Annotated in this window: 14 protein-coding genes; 3 read left to right on the plus strand and 11 right to left on the minus strand. The window is 73.4% G+C overall.

The genetic code is table 11. The annotated features are described in order from the left end of the window. Positions 1-40: 40 nt before the first annotated feature. Both AB0H53_RS13490 and thpR read left to right on the plus strand, forming a co-directional pair. A complete protein-coding gene (locus AB0H53_RS13490; protein WP_362111078.1) occupies positions 41-1,507 on the plus strand; it encodes a PLP-dependent aminotransferase family protein in 1,467 nt (488 codons plus the stop codon). A 302-nt stretch (positions 1,508-1,809) separates the two neighbouring features. Further along, positions 1,810-2,394 (plus strand): RNA 2',3'-cyclic phosphodiesterase, encoded by a 585-nt coding sequence (thpR, locus tag AB0H53_RS13495; protein WP_362111081.1) that lies wholly within the window; start codon positions 1,810-1,812, stop codon positions 2,392-2,394. Positions 2,395-2,579: 185 nt separating this feature from the next. On the opposite strand, the gene AB0H53_RS13500 is transcribed toward thpR, so the two are convergent. From AB0H53_RS13500 to AB0H53_RS13525, 6 genes are all read right to left on the minus strand, one after another. Continuing rightward, positions 2,580-4,856: a catalase gene (locus AB0H53_RS13500; protein WP_362111084.1), complete on the minus strand. Its 2,277-nt coding sequence runs from the start codon at positions 4,854-4,856 to the stop codon at positions 2,580-2,582. A gap of 886 nt (positions 4,857-5,742) precedes the next feature. Then, entirely contained in the window at positions 5,743-6,192 is a 450-nt protein-coding gene (locus AB0H53_RS13505; RefSeq protein WP_362111087.1) for an ALF repeat-containing protein, read from the minus strand. Positions 6,193-6,477: 285 nt separating this feature from the next. After that, positions 6,478-7,008: a metal-dependent phosphohydrolase gene (locus AB0H53_RS13510; protein WP_362111090.1), complete on the minus strand. Its 531-nt coding sequence runs from the start codon at positions 7,006-7,008 to the stop codon at positions 6,478-6,480. Between the two features lie 80 nt (positions 7,009-7,088). Continuing rightward, a complete protein-coding gene (locus tag AB0H53_RS13515; protein WP_362111093.1) occupies positions 7,089-8,156 on the minus strand; it encodes a helix-turn-helix domain-containing protein in 1,068 nt (355 codons plus the stop codon). Positions 8,157-8,346: 190 nt separating this feature from the next. After that, positions 8,347-9,270 (minus strand): aminoglycoside phosphotransferase family protein, encoded by a 924-nt coding sequence (locus AB0H53_RS13520; RefSeq protein ID WP_362111096.1) that lies wholly within the window; start codon positions 9,268-9,270, stop codon positions 8,347-8,349. Between the two features lie 277 nt (positions 9,271-9,547). Further along, positions 9,548-10,039, minus strand: a complete 492-nt coding sequence (locus tag AB0H53_RS13525) for a DinB family protein (protein ID WP_362111099.1) — start codon at positions 10,037-10,039, stop codon at positions 9,548-9,550. A 556-nt stretch (positions 10,040-10,595) separates the two neighbouring features. Here AB0H53_RS13525 and AB0H53_RS13530 point away from each other — a divergent pair. After that, entirely contained in the window at positions 10,596-10,862 is a 267-nt protein-coding gene (locus tag AB0H53_RS13530) for a hypothetical protein (protein WP_362111102.1), read from the plus strand. 149 nt (positions 10,863-11,011) lie between these two features. Here the strand turns inward: AB0H53_RS13530 and gap are convergent, their stop codons facing one another. The 5 genes from gap to AB0H53_RS13555 form a co-directional block, all read right to left on the minus strand. Further along, a complete protein-coding gene (gap, locus tag AB0H53_RS13535; RefSeq protein ID WP_362111105.1) occupies positions 11,012-12,010 on the minus strand; it encodes a type I glyceraldehyde-3-phosphate dehydrogenase in 999 nt (332 codons plus the stop codon). 108 nt (positions 12,011-12,118) lie between these two features. Then, on the minus strand, positions 12,119-13,075 hold the full coding sequence (locus tag AB0H53_RS13540) for a helix-turn-helix domain-containing protein (RefSeq protein WP_362111108.1): 957 nt from the start codon (positions 13,073-13,075) through the stop codon (positions 12,119-12,121). A gap of 582 nt (positions 13,076-13,657) precedes the next feature. Further along, positions 13,658-13,846, minus strand: a complete 189-nt coding sequence (locus tag AB0H53_RS13545; RefSeq protein ID WP_362111111.1) for a hypothetical protein — start codon at positions 13,844-13,846, stop codon at positions 13,658-13,660. Positions 13,847-14,057: 211 nt separating this feature from the next. Continuing rightward, positions 14,058-14,447, minus strand: a complete 390-nt coding sequence (gene rbsD, locus AB0H53_RS13550) for a D-ribose pyranase (RefSeq protein WP_362111114.1) — start codon at positions 14,445-14,447, stop codon at positions 14,058-14,060. Continuing rightward, positions 14,444-15,346: a ribokinase gene (locus tag AB0H53_RS13555; RefSeq protein ID WP_362111117.1), complete on the minus strand. Its 903-nt coding sequence runs from the start codon at positions 15,344-15,346 to the stop codon at positions 14,444-14,446. The genes rbsD and AB0H53_RS13555 overlap by 4 nt, the downstream gene beginning before the upstream one ends. Positions 15,347-15,441 lie beyond the last annotated feature (95 nt).

Consider the following 15,441-nt stretch of genomic DNA (forward strand, 5'->3'; position numbering starts at 1 on the left):
CTTGCGGTCACAGGGCCAATCCCGGCAGATTGGTCCGGTGATGAAGCCAATCTCTCCGTCCCTGGACGAACTCGTCGCCCGTCTCGGCCGCTGGTCGGCCGGGCGGGGGCCGCTGTATCTCCTGCTCGCCGCCCGTTTCCGGCAGTTGATCGACGAGGGGGTGTTGGCTCCGGGTGTTCTCCTGCCGCCCGACCGCCGGCTCGCCGGAGCGCTCGCGGTGGGTCGCACCACGGTCGTGGCGGCTTACGACGCCCTGCGTCAGGAGGGTCGGCTGGTGCGGCGGCAGGGCAGTGGGACACGCGTGGCATCCGCCGCGCTCACGCCCGGGCCGCGCGTGCGGGAGACGTCCAACCCCCTCTTCCTGCATCTGCTCGACACACCCGACGACGTCATCCTGATGAGCTGCGCCGCACCGGTGGATCCGCCGCCCGAACTGAGGGAGGCGTACCGGACGATGACGCTCCCGGCCGGTGATCTGGGCTACCACCCGGCGGGGCTGCCGGCTCTGCGGGAGGCGATCGCCGAGCGGTACGGGGCACGGGGCGTCGCGACCGGTGCGGAGCAGATCCTGGTCACCACAGGTGCCCAGCAAGGCCTTTCCCTGCTGACCCGGCTGCTGGTCGCTCCGGGGGACGGGGTGCTGGTCGAGGCGCCGACGTATCCGGGGGCGCTGGACCTGTTGCGGGAGGCGGCGGCCGTCCTGCACCCGGTGGCGGTGGGACCGGACGGGGTGGACGTGGCGGAGGCGGTCACGGTGATGGAGCGTCACCGGCCGGCCCTGGCCTACGTCGTCCCCCGGTTCCAGAACCCGACCGGGTCGGTCCTCGCGCCGCTGGCCGGCCGCCGGCTCGTCGAGGCGGCGAACGGGCTGGGGGTGCCGCTGGTGGACGACGAGGTGCTGACGGACCTCGCGTTCGAGGCGGGGGCGCCGTCACCTTCCCTCTCCCCGTACGGCGAGGTGATCGGGGTCGGCTCGCTGAGCAAGGTGGTGTGGGCCGGGCTGCGGATCGGCTGGGTGCGCGGCCCGGCGTCGTTGATCGCGCGGCTGGCGCGGCTGAAGGCCATCCACGACCTCGGCTCGGACGTGCCGGCACAGTGGGTGGCCACACGGCTGCTGGGCGACTTCGCGCCGATCGTGGCGGACCGGGCACGGACGCTGCGCGCCGGCCACGACCACCTGCGGGCCGAGCTGGCGCGGCTGCTCCCCTCCTGGAGCTGCCCGCCGGCCGAGGGCGGCCAGACGCTGTGGGTCCGCCTCCCCCACGGTGACGGTGTCGCCTTCGCCCAGGTCGCGCTCCGGCACGGCGTGGCGGTGCTGCCGGGCGCCACGATGGACGCGCTGGGCGGCAGCACGCGCTGTCTGCGGCTGCACTTCGTACTGCCGCCGGACGTGCTGTCGCGGGCGGTGGACCGGCTGGCGCGTGCGTGGAGCGAGTACGCGCCCCAGGCGGCGTCGACGCCCTCCCCGCCGGCCGCCTCGGTCACGCTGAACGCGATCGCGGTCTGACGGAGCGGGGCGTCGGGGCGCGGGGGTCCGTCAGCGCCGACACCCGGCCCTGCGGAGCCGGAACCCGGCCCCCGTCGTCCATGTCGGGCCGGCGGCCCTGGAGCCGGGCCGGCGGGGCGCGCCGGCTCAACAGCGCGCGGGGGGGCCGAGACCGCAAGCGCCGGCCCGACGGCGGCCGCGCGCGGCCGGGAGCGGCAGCCACCCGGTGGGAGGCGCGCGGGCGGCACCGGGGCCCTCATGGGTGCCCGACCGCTGTCACCTCGCCCAGCGGCACGGGGCGCCGGTGGTGTACGAAGTCCTCTGTGAACGCACAGATCCAGGCCCCGACCGTCCGCCTCTTCATAGCCCTCGCTCCGCCCGACGACGCCAAGGAGGAGCTGGCGCAGGCACTGCGGCCCGCCCATGACGCCCACCCGCGCATGCGGTGGAACCGTATCGAGGACTGGCACATCACCCTGGCGTTCCTCGGTGAGCTGCCGAGGTCGGCCGGTTCGCTCCTGCGGCCGCCGCTCGCGGCTCTCGCCGCGAGGCGCCAACCCCTGCGTCTGGCCCTGCGCGGCGGCGGACACTTCGACGAGCGCGTGCTGTGGACCGGTATCGGCGGGGACCTCGAAGGGCTGCGGGTGCTCGTCGGCGAGGTGCGGGCGCTGGTGCGGGAGCAGGGCATCACGTTCCTGGACCGGCCGCTGAATCCCCACCTGACGCTCGCCCGGTCCCGCCGCGACGACACTGCCGGCGTCGTACAGGCCGCCGCGGGACTTTCCGCGTTCACCGGCCGGACATGGCAGGCCGGGCGCCTGCACCTGGTCGGCAGCAACGTCGGCCGCGGCCCGGGGCCCATCCACTACCGCGACATCGAGTCCTGGCCCTTCAGCGGTGCGAGATGAACCGCCTCCGTGGGCCGGACCCCCGGGGCGAGCGGCAGGCCGTGCTCCGGAGCTCATCGGGACCCTCGGCCGCGGCGGGCCCCGCACCGCGCGGTCATCGCCGCGCGGCGGGCCCGGTACGACGTCCAGCGGCTGACTATCCACTGCGACGCGCACCGGGACCCGCCGCCCGGTTCCCCGATCGCTTACGCGGCGGCGGGGAAGCGGTCCCAGACGCGGTGGCGGCTGAGGAGCGGGGTGATCGCGGCGAGCACACCCTCGCCGCTGTCCCCGGTCACCACACCGGGTGCCGTGGCCGGTACGCCGGCCGCCTGCAGGACGCCCTCGGCGCCCGCCCAGCCGCCGATGGCCTTGGCGTGCCGGTAGGCCTCGGAGATCATCATCAGGAGGCGGGGGTCGAGGGCGGTGCCCGCCTGCCCGGCGTCACCGGCCTTGGCGTCCCGCGCGCCGTACGCGTCGCTGCCCGGCGCGGGCACTCCGGCGAGGATCAGGGCGTCGAACTCGACGGAGCGGGCGGTGGCGAAGGTGCGCTGCACGGTGACGGGGTCGGCGCCGTTCAGGCCGATCCTGCCGCCCGCGGGGGCGATGACGAGGGGCACCATGCCCGCGTCCAGGACGGCCTGGCGAACGGTCCGGACGCCGTCGACGTCGCAGTTGTCGTCGGCGACGATGCCGATGATGCGGCCGTCGGCGGGCCACTCCTGGCCCACCTGGGACAGCGCGGGGCTCGGCTGGACGTCGGCCGGCGGCTGGGTGGGTTCGGGTGCCGGGAGCCCGAGGCCCTCGGCGACCCGGGCGCACAGCTCGGTGTCGATGTTGGCGAGCGCCTGGAGCTGGCGCTGCTTGACGGCGTTGTCGTAGCACTTGCCGAGCTCGAAGGTGTACGCGGTGATGATGTGTTCGCGCTCCACCGGGGACATGCTGAGCCAGAAGAGCCTGGGCTGGCTGAAGTGGTCGTCGAAGCTGGCGGGCGCCTCCCGCACCTTGCGCGCGGCGGGCACCTCCACCGGGGTCTCGACGTACGCCCCGGTGCCGGCGCCGGCGAAGAAGGGGCAGCCGCCGTCGAGCGAGTTCGGCTTGTAGGGGGCGACGCCACTGTGCACGCCCTGCTGGTGGAAGCCGTCCCGGAGCATGTCGTTGACCGGGGCGTGCGGGCGGTTGATCGGGATCTGGCTGAAGTTGGGGCCCGCCAGCCGGGTGATCTGGGTGTCCAGGTAGGAGAAGAGACGCCCGGCGAGCAGCGGGTCGTCGGTGACGTCGATACCCGGCACCAAGTGGCCGACGTGGAAGGCGACCTGCTCGGTCTCGGCGAAGAAGTTGCTCGGGTTGCGGTTGAGGGTGAGCAGGCCGATGGGCTGCACCGGCGCGAGTTCCTCGGGGACGATCTTCGTCGGGTCGAGCAGGTCGATGCCCTCGAACGTCTGCTCGGGGGTGTCGGGGAAGGTCTGGATGCCCAGCTCCCACTGCGGGTACGCACCGGCCTCGATCGCGTCGGCCAGATCACGGCGGTGGAAGTCGGGGTCGACACCACCGGTGATCTGGGCCTCCTCCCAGAGCTGGGAGTGCACGCCGAGCTTCGGCTTCCAGTGGAACTTGACCAGCGTGGTCGCGCCCTCCGCGTTGACGAGGCGGAAGGTGTGGACGCCGAAGCCCTCCATGGTGCGGTACGAGCGCGGGATGCCCCGGTCGGACATGTTCCACATCGTGTGGTGCTGGGCCTCGGTGTGCAGCGAGACGAAGTCCCAGAAGGTGTCGTGGGCGCTCTGGGCCTGCGGGATCTCCCGGTCGGGGTGCGGCTTGCCCGCGTGGATCACATCGGGGAACTTGATGGCGTCCTGGATGAAGAAGACCGGGATGTTGTTGCCGACGAGGTCGAAGACGCCCTCCTCGGTGTAGAACTTCGTCGCGAAACCGCGGGTGTCGCGAACGGTGTCCGCTGAGCCGCGCGATCCCAGGACGGTGGAGAACCGTACGAAGACCGGCGTTTCGGCGCCCTTGCGCAGGAAGGCCGCCTTGGTGACGCCCTCGGCCGTGCCGTAGGCCTGGAACACACCGTGGGCGGCGGAGCCACGGGCGTGTACGACACGCTCCGGAATGCGCTCGTGGTCGAAGTGCATGATCTTCTCGCGCAGGTGGTGGTCCTGGAGGAGGACCGGGCCGCGGGGGCCCGCCTTGAGCGAGTGGTCGGTGTCGTGCAGCCGGGTGCCCTGGGCGGTGGTGAGGTAGGCGCCGTCCTGGGCCCGGGACTGCGGCGGGTTGCCGGTGTGGCGGCCGGTGGGTGAGTACGGTGCCGGCTCACCCTGGTCCGGCTTGGGCGGCAGCGGGTCCCGCGCCTCGGTGGGCTCCTCGACCTGGGCGGGCTCGGGGGCGGGGGCGCCGGGGACGCCTTCGGCCGGTCCGCCGCCCTGGAGGGTGTCGGTCAGCTTGTCGGCGGCGGCCTTCAGCGGATTGGAATGGGGCATTTTTCCTCCGTGCTCGGGACAGGCACTCCTCAGCCATGACCGCCGCGGGACGGTACGTAACGGAAGCACCGGAGACATCCGTCCATCGGCACACCGGCCGATGGACGCAAGTCAACCGGTCCGTGAGCGGTCACGGCTGTGCTGGTACCCCCATGTCGTTGGAGGAAGCACGGACTTTGGTCATGTGTTCCCGGGGCGTGCCGCCGATCCTTTGCCGCGTCACCCGCCCCGGGGAGGAGGCCCTGACCGGAAGAGCGCGGCCCGCGGTTCCGATCCGCCGGGACGAGGTCGCGGGGCGCGTGCGAAGGTGCCAGTTCCGGGCCCCGGTGATGGGCGGGCCGCTCACAGGGCGGGCCGACCGGCGAGGCGTACCCGGGCCTGCGGCGGCCATGGCCGCCCCTCTGGCGTGCGCGGTCACCGACGGCAACGGCCGCGACTGCGACTGCGGCCGGTGTGGACCCGTCAGGCCGGGATCCGTAACGCCCGGCCGGGCCGGGCCGACTGCGGGCCCACCCGTGCGACGTCGGTCGAGAGGGGGCTGCCCGGCAGACAGCTCCGCGTCCGGCCGGGACGGCACGGAAGCGCCCGCGCGGTTCCGGCGCGGGCCGGCCGGATCAGCGGCCGCACCCGCCGAGGACACCGGCTGCGGCAGACCGGCCACCCTCTGCCAGGCCATGGTCCCGCTCGCGTGCCTCCGTGTCCGGCTCCCACGGCTTGCCGGACACGGCCCAGGGCCTGCCGCTCCGCGGATCATGCCGGGCTCCGGGGCCCGGCACGCACGTCCGCCACGTTGCCATGGGCGCCGGCACTCCCCTGTTGGCCCGTCCACCGCCGTGCGACGGCGCGCGCCAGGCCCGGCCCCCGACCCGGCGAGTCCGGACGAGGCTCAGCCCTGGACCTCGTACCGGCCGACCTCGAGGAAGTGGCGCAGCGCTTCCGGGGAGTTGTCGTCCAGAGCCGTGTTCGCCGCCTTGCGCAGGGCGTCGCTGATGCCCGGGTCGGCGAGGATACGAAGAATCGCGACGCGGTCGTCCTCGGCCTGGGCGAGCCGGTGGCCGGTCTCCAGCCAGGCTCGCATCTCCGCCACGGTGCCGTCGTCGAGGAGCTCGTTCGCCTCCCGAGTGACACGCTTACCACTGTCCGGGTCGCCCAGGACACGGAGGATCGCGACGCGCAGGTCGTCCACGTCCATCTCGTCGTAGGGGGAGCCCGCATCCGACACCGCTGCGGCAGCCGAAGGCGTCGCCGCGGCGGCGGCCAGTGACGGAGTGGCGAGCAGCAGGGCCGGGGCGAGGGCACCGGCGGCGATGGCGAGGGGCACGCGGGTCAGTCTCATGGGTCAACCACCTTGTGTGTTGGTCGTGGGGTGTGGCGGGAACATCTTCCCGAGGGAAGCGGGGTGGGTCACTGCCCGGACCACGCAGTCTTCGCGTGTTCCTCATTGCCCAGGACTGGCCATGAGCCGCTCCGGTGACGATCCGTCGACCGCCGGTCTGTGCCGTCGGACCCGGTGACGCGCGTGGGCCGGTTCGGGCCGTAGCCGCGGGCGAGGCGGTGCCAGGCACTCGACGCGCCGCCCCGGGTCCGAGCCGCCCGGCCGCTGCGGGACCGGGTTGGGCGTTCAGTCCTCGAACGGTGCGGCAGCGACCAGGTCCAGGAAGCCGCCGTGCCGGATCAGCTGGGCGATGTGCGACTCCGGCTTGTCAGCCGCCTGCCTGCGTACCGCCTCGGTCACGAAGGCGGTGAACCCTTGCCGGGGATGCAGTTCGAGTACGTCGGCGACGAGCCCGGGGGGCAGTTGGTACAGGCGCAGGCCCATGACGTCCGCCGCGGCGCCCAGGTGGACCGCGGCCACCTCCGGGCGGGTGTCGTCGGCGGTGGTGATCTCCATGTGCAGGGCGATCGCGTCCCGGACCAGTTCGACCAGATCGGGGCGGGCTCCGCGGGCACGCAACTCCCGCTCGGCCAGCGAGGCTCCGTGCACCTCGAAGGGGATCCGGCGGTCGTCGTACGTCTCGGTGAGCGCCAGGTCGTGGAGTACGGAGGCGATGAACAGCGCCTCGGCGTCGAACGTGCGCCGCTGCCCCTCCAGGAAGGCGGAACCGAACCGGTAGGTGCGGTGGCAGTGGGCCACCAGTGCCGGTGGGCTCACGGCGCACAGCGTCCGGTCGGCTGCGCGGGCGAGCGGCGAGTCGGGGAACGGAGGGAACGGCATGGGGCTCTCTCAGCGGGTCATGGTGCGGGGATCCGGCCGGGTGCGGAAGCAGGGCCGTCGGGGAACGCGCCGGGGACGGGCGGGGACCGGAAGGGGACGGGCGGGGACCGGAAGCGGCGCCGGTACTCGGCCGGAGTGGTGGCGAGCCGGCGCCGGAAGGCCCGGTGCAGGGTCTCCACGGAGCCGAGGCCGCTGGCCGCTGCCACTTCGGGCAGACCGTGATCGGTCTCCTCCAGGAGGCGGCGCGCGGCTTCCACCCGGAGGGCTTCGACGTACGAGGCGGGTGTGCTGCCGGTGCGCTGCCGGAACAGCCGGGCGAGGTGACGCACGCTGAGGTGCGTCCGCTCGGCGAGCGTCTCGACCGACAGGTCGTCGGTGAGATGGTCGGCGATCCACCGGCGCAGCTCGTCGATCCGGTCCTCGGAGGGGGCGCGGATCGAGAGCGGTACGCTGAACTGGCTCTGCCCGCCGGGGCGTTTGACGTACATGACCATCGTGCGGGCGGTGGTGAGCGCCAGGGCCGGGTCGTGGTCCTCGGCGACCATGGCCAGTGCCATGTCCATCCCCGAGGTGATGCCCGCGCACGTCCATACCTGCCCGTTGCGAAGGAAGATCGGGTCCGGGTCGACGGTGACCCGGGGATGATCGGTGGCGAGCCGCTCGGCGGTGAGCCAGTGGGTGGTGGCGGACAGCCCGTCGAGGAGCCCGGTCGCGGCCAGTACGTGCGCACCCGCGCAGACCGAGGCGGCCCGGCGGGCCCGGGGAACGGCCGTGCGCAGCCACTCGACGACAGCGGTGTCGATCACCGGTTCGACGCCACCGTCCACGAGGTTGATCGCACCCGGCACGAGCAGCGTGTCGACCCGCCCCCGCACCTCCCGCAGCGCCAGGTCGGCCACCAGTCGGACCCCACTGGAGGTGGGGAGTTCACCGGCCCGAGGTGCCGCGATCTGCACCCGGTACCGGGGGCGGTCCGTTCCCACGTTGTCCGACGCCACGGAGAAGACCTCGGCGGGACCGGTGACGTCCAGGAGGTCCACTCCGGGAAAGGCGACGATGACGACTCTGTGTGGTGCGGGGGGCATGCCGCCATGGTTCCCTGGCTGGTGCTGTGTCCGCAATGACCAGTTCCTGTCAGATCCGGTCATGCGAACTGCCGCCCGGGAGCCCGGTCGGGGCGGGGCGCGGTCGTCCGTCACGGGGTGGGCCGTCGGCCGCGCGTCCGTTCGTCGTCTCGCCTGGGGCAGCCGTTCCGCGTCCCTCAGGAGGTCGATGTCAGCGGCGCGCCAGTGATCCCGCCATGACGACGGAGGACGGGGCGAGCGCGGTCTCACCGTCGTCGATGTCCCACAGGGCGTTCTGCAGCAGCCGTCCCAGCGTCCAGCCGGTTGCCCGGGCGCGGTCCAGGTCGAGTGCCTCGGTGAGCAAGTCGAAACGGCGGCGCAGCAGGCGCGGCGTGTCGCCCTTCGCGACGACGTCGTCCCATCGGCTGTCCAGGGCGGGCCACAGGTCGAAGCCGGGGTCGCCAGCGAGCGGTTCGGGGTCGATGGCGAGCCACGGCTGTCGCTCCGCGGCGAGGACGTTGTCGTAGTGCAGGTCCCAGTGCAGCATCCGGTCGCCGGGTTCGCTGACGAGTTCGGACACCGCTGACGCCCAGTCGCGCAGGAGTCGCCGCTCGGCCGGGTCGGCCAGAGCCGTGACCGCCGACGGAACCCGCTCCAGCATGTCGGCGGCGATGTCACCCAGGCTCCGGAGTTCCGGCGGCGCGGGAACCGCGACCAGTCGCGCCAGAATCCCGGCGAGGGTGCTCATCGCGATGTCGTCGTCCTCGATCGAGGTCAGTGTGCGGGTGCCGTCCAGCCGCTCCAGGAGCATCGCGCCGCTCTCCGGATCATGGTCGAGCAGCCGCACCATGCCCTCCCCGTTCCACGTGCGCAATCCGATGAGTGCGGCGGTGGTCTCCTCCCTGGGCATCTGGAGTTTGAGCACCGCCCGCGTGCCGTCCTCGCGCCGCACCGGCAACACGAGCGAGGCTTCTCCCGTTCCCGGCTCGCCGTCCCGTTCCAGCTTCCAGCGGTCCAGCGCCTGCGCAGCCAGGGCGGGCAACGCGTCGGTCCAGGACCTGCCTTCCTCGCCGAAGGCCCTGGTGTACGACGCGATCAGTGCTCCTGGGACCTCGACCGCTTTCGGCGCGCTCATATCGCGTTCCTCTGAACTGAAGCCGGTTGCCCACCGCAACTTACCGGAACACAGCGCACGGCAGTTCCAGCCGCGGGCCCGCCGCACACCGTGGCCCACGGGTCGCCGGCGCCCAGTGGCGCGGTGGTCGGTGTCGGTGCCGGGTGACGACGCGGTGCGGTAGGCGGCGGGCGCGGTCGGCCTCGTCCAGGTCGTCCAGGTGGGCCGGGCGGGCGGTGTGGTCACCGACGGGGACGCCGCGGCAGCCGACCCGGACCAAAGAACTCGCCGGTCCGGCTCAAGTCCGGCGGTTGGCATCGGTCTGCTCACGCAGGATGTCGCTGTGGCCGGCGTGGCGGGCGAACTCCTGGATCATGAGCAGGTAGATCCATCGCAGGCTGACGGTGCCGAAGCCCGGGCACTCTCGGACGGCGTCGAGATCGAAGTCCGCGGCGATCGTTCGTGCGCGGCTGCTGGCGCGCTCGAATTCGGCGATCACGTCGGCCACCGTCTCGTCGTCGCTGACCACGAAACTGGCCTCGCCCACCATCGCGCCGTCGCATGCGGATTCGGGTAAACCCCCCAGGATGTGCTGGAACCACTTCCTGTCTGCGAACGCGGCATGTTTGACCAGCCCGATCGGTGTCGTCATGGATGGGACGAGACGGCGGCGGGCTTCTGTTTCGGATAGGCCGCGCACCGTGTCGATCAGTTCGGTCCGCGTGTGGTCGAGCATGTATGCGAGCAGTTGACGCTCGGGGCCGCCGGTGGTGCGAGTCGGGTTTTTCATGGCGCGTGTGTCCCTTCGTGAACGGCGTTGGAGTTCGCGGTTTCGATCGACTGGGTGTCGTTGTTCCCGACCGGATGCCGAGTGGAGGCGGTGTTGTCCGACTTCCGGGTGGCGGGCGACGTCGCCGGATCCAGCGAGCCAACCACTGGGGGGCGATGATTCCGCTTACTCGCGGGCAAGTGGCGCCGAGCCGATGGGATCGGTGTCGAACACGAATCGGAGGCCGAGAGGGAGGTCTGGCCGAGAGGGGTGCCGTCGACGACCAGCAGTCGGGTCAGCGAGGCGACGGGACCGGCTTCTCGGACTTCGAGTCCGGCCTGCCGCAGAGGTCCGTCGGCTCCACTCCAGCTCGCCGACCGACGGCCCGGTAGCCCGAGTCCTCGCATCCACGGCCGATATCGACAACGAGCGAACGAGCAAGCCCGATCGGACACCCTGCCGCACCACACGCCGGTGCGACTGGCAGTCCGTCAACTGTTGGAGCTGACGGTGAGGTGCGCTGTGCAGTCGTGGGGACCCGGTTGGCTGGGGCGGCGGACGCCCGCAGGTGTTCGGCATGGTCCGCACCACGACCCCGGCCGGTACCGGGATCAGCGGTACCGGCCGGGGCCCGGGCGGCTGCCCGGAGTTCCGGAACGGGGTGCGTCCGGGCGAGACCCGGTTCGTCTCCGACCCGGCGAAGGGCGGTGGGACGGCCCGACCCGAGCCCGGCCGGCCCCTCGCCGCTCCGGCGCCGGGACGGCCCGAAGCGGCCCGGCCGTTCACGCCCGAGCAGCAGCGGCGCAACCACGAGCTCCTGGTGCTCGCGCCAAGCCTGCCTTGACCGGCCGGGGCGCTCCCGCACCCCACGGAAGCCGGGCGGACCCGCTTCGGTGACTGAGCGCTCTGGCTGGCCCTACTGGTCGGCCGGAGCGCCCAAGGGAAGTGCTGGCCGGTGCGGTCGCCGCAGGCGGGGCACCGCCCGGCGTGCGGTCAGCGAGTGGCGAGGAACTCGAGCGTGTCGATCACACGGTTCGAGAAGCCCCACTCGTTGTCGTACCACGCGACCACCTTGACGTGGCGGCCGTGGACGCGGGTGAGGGCCGAGTCGAAGATCGACGAGGCCGGGTTGCCCGTGATGTCGGAGGACACGAGCGGGTCGTCCGAGTACTCGAGGATGCCGGCCAGCGGCCCCTCCGCCGCGGCGCGGTACGCCGCCAGCACGTCGTCCCGCGTCACGTCGCGGGCGACGGTCGTGTTGAGTTCGACGATCGAGCCCACCGGCACCGGTACGCGGATCGAGTCGCCCGACAGCTTGCCGTCGAGGTTCGGCAGCACCAGGCCGATCGCCTTGGCCGCGCCGGTCGTGGTCGGCACGATGTTGACGCCGGCGGCCCGGGCACGACGGGCGTCACGGTGCGGACCGTCCTGCAGGTTCTGCTCCTGCGTGTAGGCGTGCACCGTCGTCATGAACCCGTGCTCGATACCGGCGAGTTCGTCGAGGACCGCGGCCAGCGGCGCGAGCGCGTTGGTGGTGCAGGAGGCGTTCGACACGATCGTGTGCACGGCCGGGTCATAGGCGTCGGTGTTGACCCCGAACGCCAGCGTGACGTCGGCGCCGTCCGACGGCGCGCTCACGAGCACCTTCTTCGCGCCCGCGTCGAGGTGGGCCCGGGCGGCCTTGGCCGAGGTGAAGCGGCCAGTGGCCTCCAGGACGATGTCGACGCCGAGTTCGGCCCACGGCAGCTGAGCCGGTTCGCGCTCGGCCAGCACCGTGATCCGACGGCCGTCGACGACGAGGGTGTCCCCGTCGACGGCCACCGGGCGCCCGAGCCGGCCGGCCGTGCTGTCGTAGGCGAGCAGCCGGGCGAGAGTGGCGGGCTCCGTCAGGTCGTTGACGGCGACGACCTCGAGGGTGCTGTCGCGCTCCAGCAGCGCGCGCAGCACATTGCGTCCGATGCGGCCGAATCCGTTGATGGCGATGCGAGTCATGAGTGATGTCCCTTCCCTTCCGCACCAGGCTCGCCCACGGCTCGCACCCGCTGACAGTGGCGGGATCGCCAGGGTTCAAAAGGATCCCGCCACGCGAGGCCGAGCGGGTCATTCGCCCCGGGTGAAGGTGCGCCGGTACTCGCTCGGTGTGGTGCCGAGGATGCTGTGGAAGTGCAGGCGGAGGTTCGCGCCGGTGCCGAGCCCGACGTCGGCGGCGATCCGTTCGACGCTGCGCTGCGAGCGCTCGAGCAGTTCACGGGCCAGGTCGATGCGGGCGCGCATCACCCACTGCATCGGTGTGTAGCCGGTCTCCTCGACGAAGCGCCGGGAGAACGTGCGCGGCGAGACCCCCGCCTGCCGCGCCAGTATGCCGAGGGTGAGGGGCTCGCCGAGCCGGTGCAGCGCCCACTCGCGGGTGGCGGCGAACCGCTCGCCGAGCGGCTCGGGGACGCTGCGCGGCACGTACTGGGCCTGACCACCGCTGCGGTAGGGGGCGGCGACCAGACGCCGGGCCGCGTGGTTGGACGCGGCCACCCCGAGATCGCCGCGCAGGATGTGCAGGCACAGGTCGATACCGGAGGCGGCGCCGGCCGAGGTGAGCACGCTGCCCTCGTCGACGAACAGCACGTTCTCGTCGACCCGCACCAGTGGATGCCTGGCCATGAGTGCCCGCGTGTAGTGCCAGTGCGTCGTGGCGCGCCTGCCGTCGAGGAGGCCAGTGGCGGCGAGCGCGAAGGCGCCCGTCGAGATGGCGGCGAGTCGCGCGCCCCGGTCGTGGGCGGCGATCAGTGCCTCGACGACGGCCTGTGGCGGGTCGTCGCGGTCCGGGAAGCGGTAGCCGGGGACGAAGACGATGTCGGCCCACGCAAGCGCGTCGAGGCCGTGGGAGACGTAGTACGCGAGGCCATCGCCGCCGGTCACGAGACCGGGTGTCGCCCCGCACACCCGCACCTCGTACGGCATGCTCGCGCGGGTCGTGAAAACCTGCGCGGGGATTCCGACGTCGAGTGGCTTCGCACCCTCGAGCACAAGGACGGCGACGCGATGCAGGCGGGGTGCGGGCACAGGAGGAGGTTACGTGAGGCGTGGCTTCGCTACGCCCGCCGGGCGGACCGGGCAGACGGCACACCGGCCGGGCCGTATGCCCGTCGCGGCCCGCCGCACAACCGCTTCCGGAACGCCCGCGCCAGTGCTGCCGCCCGACGTGGACCGAGCCAGCGGGGTGCGGCACGTGGCCGGCGCCGTGGTCCGCCGCGACGGCCTTCGCGCGGCGCGGCCGGCAGCGGTCGGCCTCGCGAACACCACGTGCCGGACGTGGGTCTCCCGCAGTGCCCCCTCGGGCCACGATTGCCGCTGCGGCCACATCGGCGGCTGGCCTCGGCGGGGCAGTGCCGTTCCCCCACCATGCCCGCGAGCCCTTCCACCCCGCTCCTCGGCCCCAGGCCCTCCGCGCCGGCGATCCCTGGTCGCCACGGCGACCGGGCGCGTGCCGGGAGCGGTGCGGATGTGCAGCCGGCACGTCCCCGGCAGCCCGGGGAGGTGGGCATACGGCGTCCACGCCGCGCCGGCGCGGAGCCGTCGACGTGTGGAGCTCGTCCGGACCGCGGGGGCGCGGTCCGGTTCGGGGGCCGGGCCGGCGGAGAGGTGTCAGCCGGCCGTCGTCGGCGTCCGGGTGACGTCCACCTCGCCGGCTTCGGCCAGGGCCTGGCGCGGTGGTTCCGCCTGGGCGGGGCGCTCGGCCTCGGGCAGGGCCACGGCGGCCCGGAGCAGTGCCCGGACGTGTCGGCGGGCCTCGGCGGCGTACCAGGGGGCCGGGGGCGCCCCGGGCGGGCCCACGGCCCCGCACCGGGGTGGGTGAGCAGGCGCGCCGCCAGCGGCGGGGCGGTGTCGCCGTGCGGGTGGGCGGCGGCGCGGTCGGCGACGAGGTCGGCGCTCTCCCGCGCGGGGGTGTGGCTGCGGGGAGATCGTGGGAGGGAACCTGGCGGGAGGGGAGGAGCCGAGGGGGCCCGGCGGCGGACCGGGGCCCCCTCGCAACGGGTCGGTGGTCTCAGAAGAAGACGCCGCAGCGCAGCAACACGTTCGCGTAGGGCCGTGCCTCGCCCGTGCGGACGACCAGCCGGGCCCCCGCCGACAGCTCCTTGAGACGCGCGTGCGGGACGAGGTCCAGCGCGGGGAAGCAGGCGTCCAGCAGCTTCGACGCCTGCGGATTCGCCCGCCGTACCTCCTCCGCGGCCGTCGCCCCCTCGACGACCAGCTCCGCCAGCAGCCCCTCCAGGACCTCCGCGAACGCCGGCACCCCGGCCCGGAAGGCCAGGTCCACCACACGCGGGCCGTCCGGTATCGGCATGCCCGCGTCGCAGACCAGCACCCCGTCGCCGTGGCCCAGTTCGGCCAGCGCACCGGCGAGATAACGGTTCAGTATCCCGTCCTTCTTCACTGGGCAGCGACCTCCGCCGCCGTCGGGAAGGACGCCTGCGCGCCCTCCTTCGTGACTGTCGCCGCCCCGACCCGAGCCGCGTACGCCGCCGCCTGAGCCAGGGACTCGCCCGCGCCGAGCCGGTAGGCCAGCGCGGCGGTGAACGCATCGCCCGCGCCCGTCGTGTCCACCGCGTCCACCGTCACGGACGCGACACGGCTGACGCCGTCCGCCGACGCCACCAGCGCGCCCTCCGGGCCCAGCGTCACCACCACCGACCGCGGGCCCTTCGCCAGCAGGGCCCGCGCCCACTCCTCGGGGGCGTCCCCGACGGCGGAGCCGCCCAGGATCACCTTCGCCTCGTGCTCGTTGACGATCAGCGGGTCGCAGGCCGCCAGTACCTCCGGCGGCAGAGGTCGCGGCGGCGAGGGGTTGAGGACGAAGCGGCTGCCCGGCGCCAGCCTCCGTACGACCTCCACCACGGTCTCCAGCGGGATCTCCAGTTGCGCCGAGACCACCCGGGAGCCCTGGAACAGGCACCCGGCGGCGCGCACGTCCTCCGGGGCCAGCCGGCCGTTCGCGCCCGGCGAGACGACGATGCTGTTGTCCCCGGACGGGTCGACCGTGATCAGCGCGACCCCGGTCGGCGCACCGCCCACCAGGACACCCGCCGTGTCGACGCCGGCCTCCCGCTGCGAGTCCAGCAGCAGCCGGCCGTGCGCGTCGTCGCCGACCCTGGCCAGCAGAGCCGTACGGGCGCCGAGGCGGGCGGCGGCGACCGCCTGGTTCGCGCCCTTGCCCCCCGGGTGGACGGCCAGGTCGGAGCCCAGCACGGTCTCGCCGGCACCGGGCCGGCGCTCCACTCCGATCACCAGGTCGGCGTTGGCCGACCCCACGACCAGGAGGTCGTAGTCGTACATGCGTTGTCTCCCCACTGAGTGACATGGCCGGGGGGGGCCCCCCGCGGGGGGGGCCCCCCCCCCGTGCGCCACAGGACGACGCGAGCACCCGCCCC

Origin of the sequence: Streptomyces sp. NPDC050856 (assembly GCF_040653855.1) — a bacterium.
Taxonomy (GTDB): domain Bacteria; phylum Actinomycetota; class Actinomycetes; order Streptomycetales; family Streptomycetaceae; genus Streptomyces.

What these genes read in the sequence shown, in the direction of transcription:
- AB0H53_RS13515 (WP_362111093.1), bottom strand. Translation starts at nt 8,156, where the DNA reads ATGCCCCCCGCACCACACAGAGTCGTCATCGTCGCCTTTCCCGGAGTG.
- AB0H53_RS13490 (WP_362111078.1), top strand. Translation starts at nt 41, where the DNA reads ATGAAGCCAATCTCTCCGTCCCTGGACGAACTCGTCGCCCGTCTCGGC.
- AB0H53_RS13505 (WP_362111087.1), bottom strand. Translation starts at nt 6,192, where the DNA reads ATGAGACTGACCCGCGTGCCCCTCGCCATCGCCGCCGGTGCCCTCGCC.
- AB0H53_RS13525 (WP_362111099.1), bottom strand. Translation starts at nt 10,039, where the DNA reads ATGAAAAACCCGACTCGCACCACCGGCGGCCCCGAGCGTCAACTGCTC.
- AB0H53_RS13500 (WP_362111084.1), bottom strand. Translation starts at nt 4,856, where the DNA reads ATGCCCCATTCCAATCCGCTGAAGGCCGCCGCCGACAAGCTGACCGAC.
- gap (WP_362111105.1), bottom strand. Translation starts at nt 12,010, where the DNA reads ATGACTCGCATCGCCATCAACGGATTCGGCCGCATCGGACGCAATGTG.
- AB0H53_RS13530 (WP_362111102.1), top strand. Translation starts at nt 10,596, where the DNA reads ATGGTCCGCACCACGACCCCGGCCGGTACCGGGATCAGCGGTACCGGC.
- AB0H53_RS13520 (WP_362111096.1), bottom strand. Translation starts at nt 9,270, where the DNA reads ATGAGCGCGCCGAAAGCGGTCGAGGTCCCAGGAGCACTGATCGCGTCG.
- AB0H53_RS13555 (WP_362111117.1), bottom strand. Translation starts at nt 15,346, where the DNA reads ATGTACGACTACGACCTCCTGGTCGTGGGGTCGGCCAACGCCGACCTG.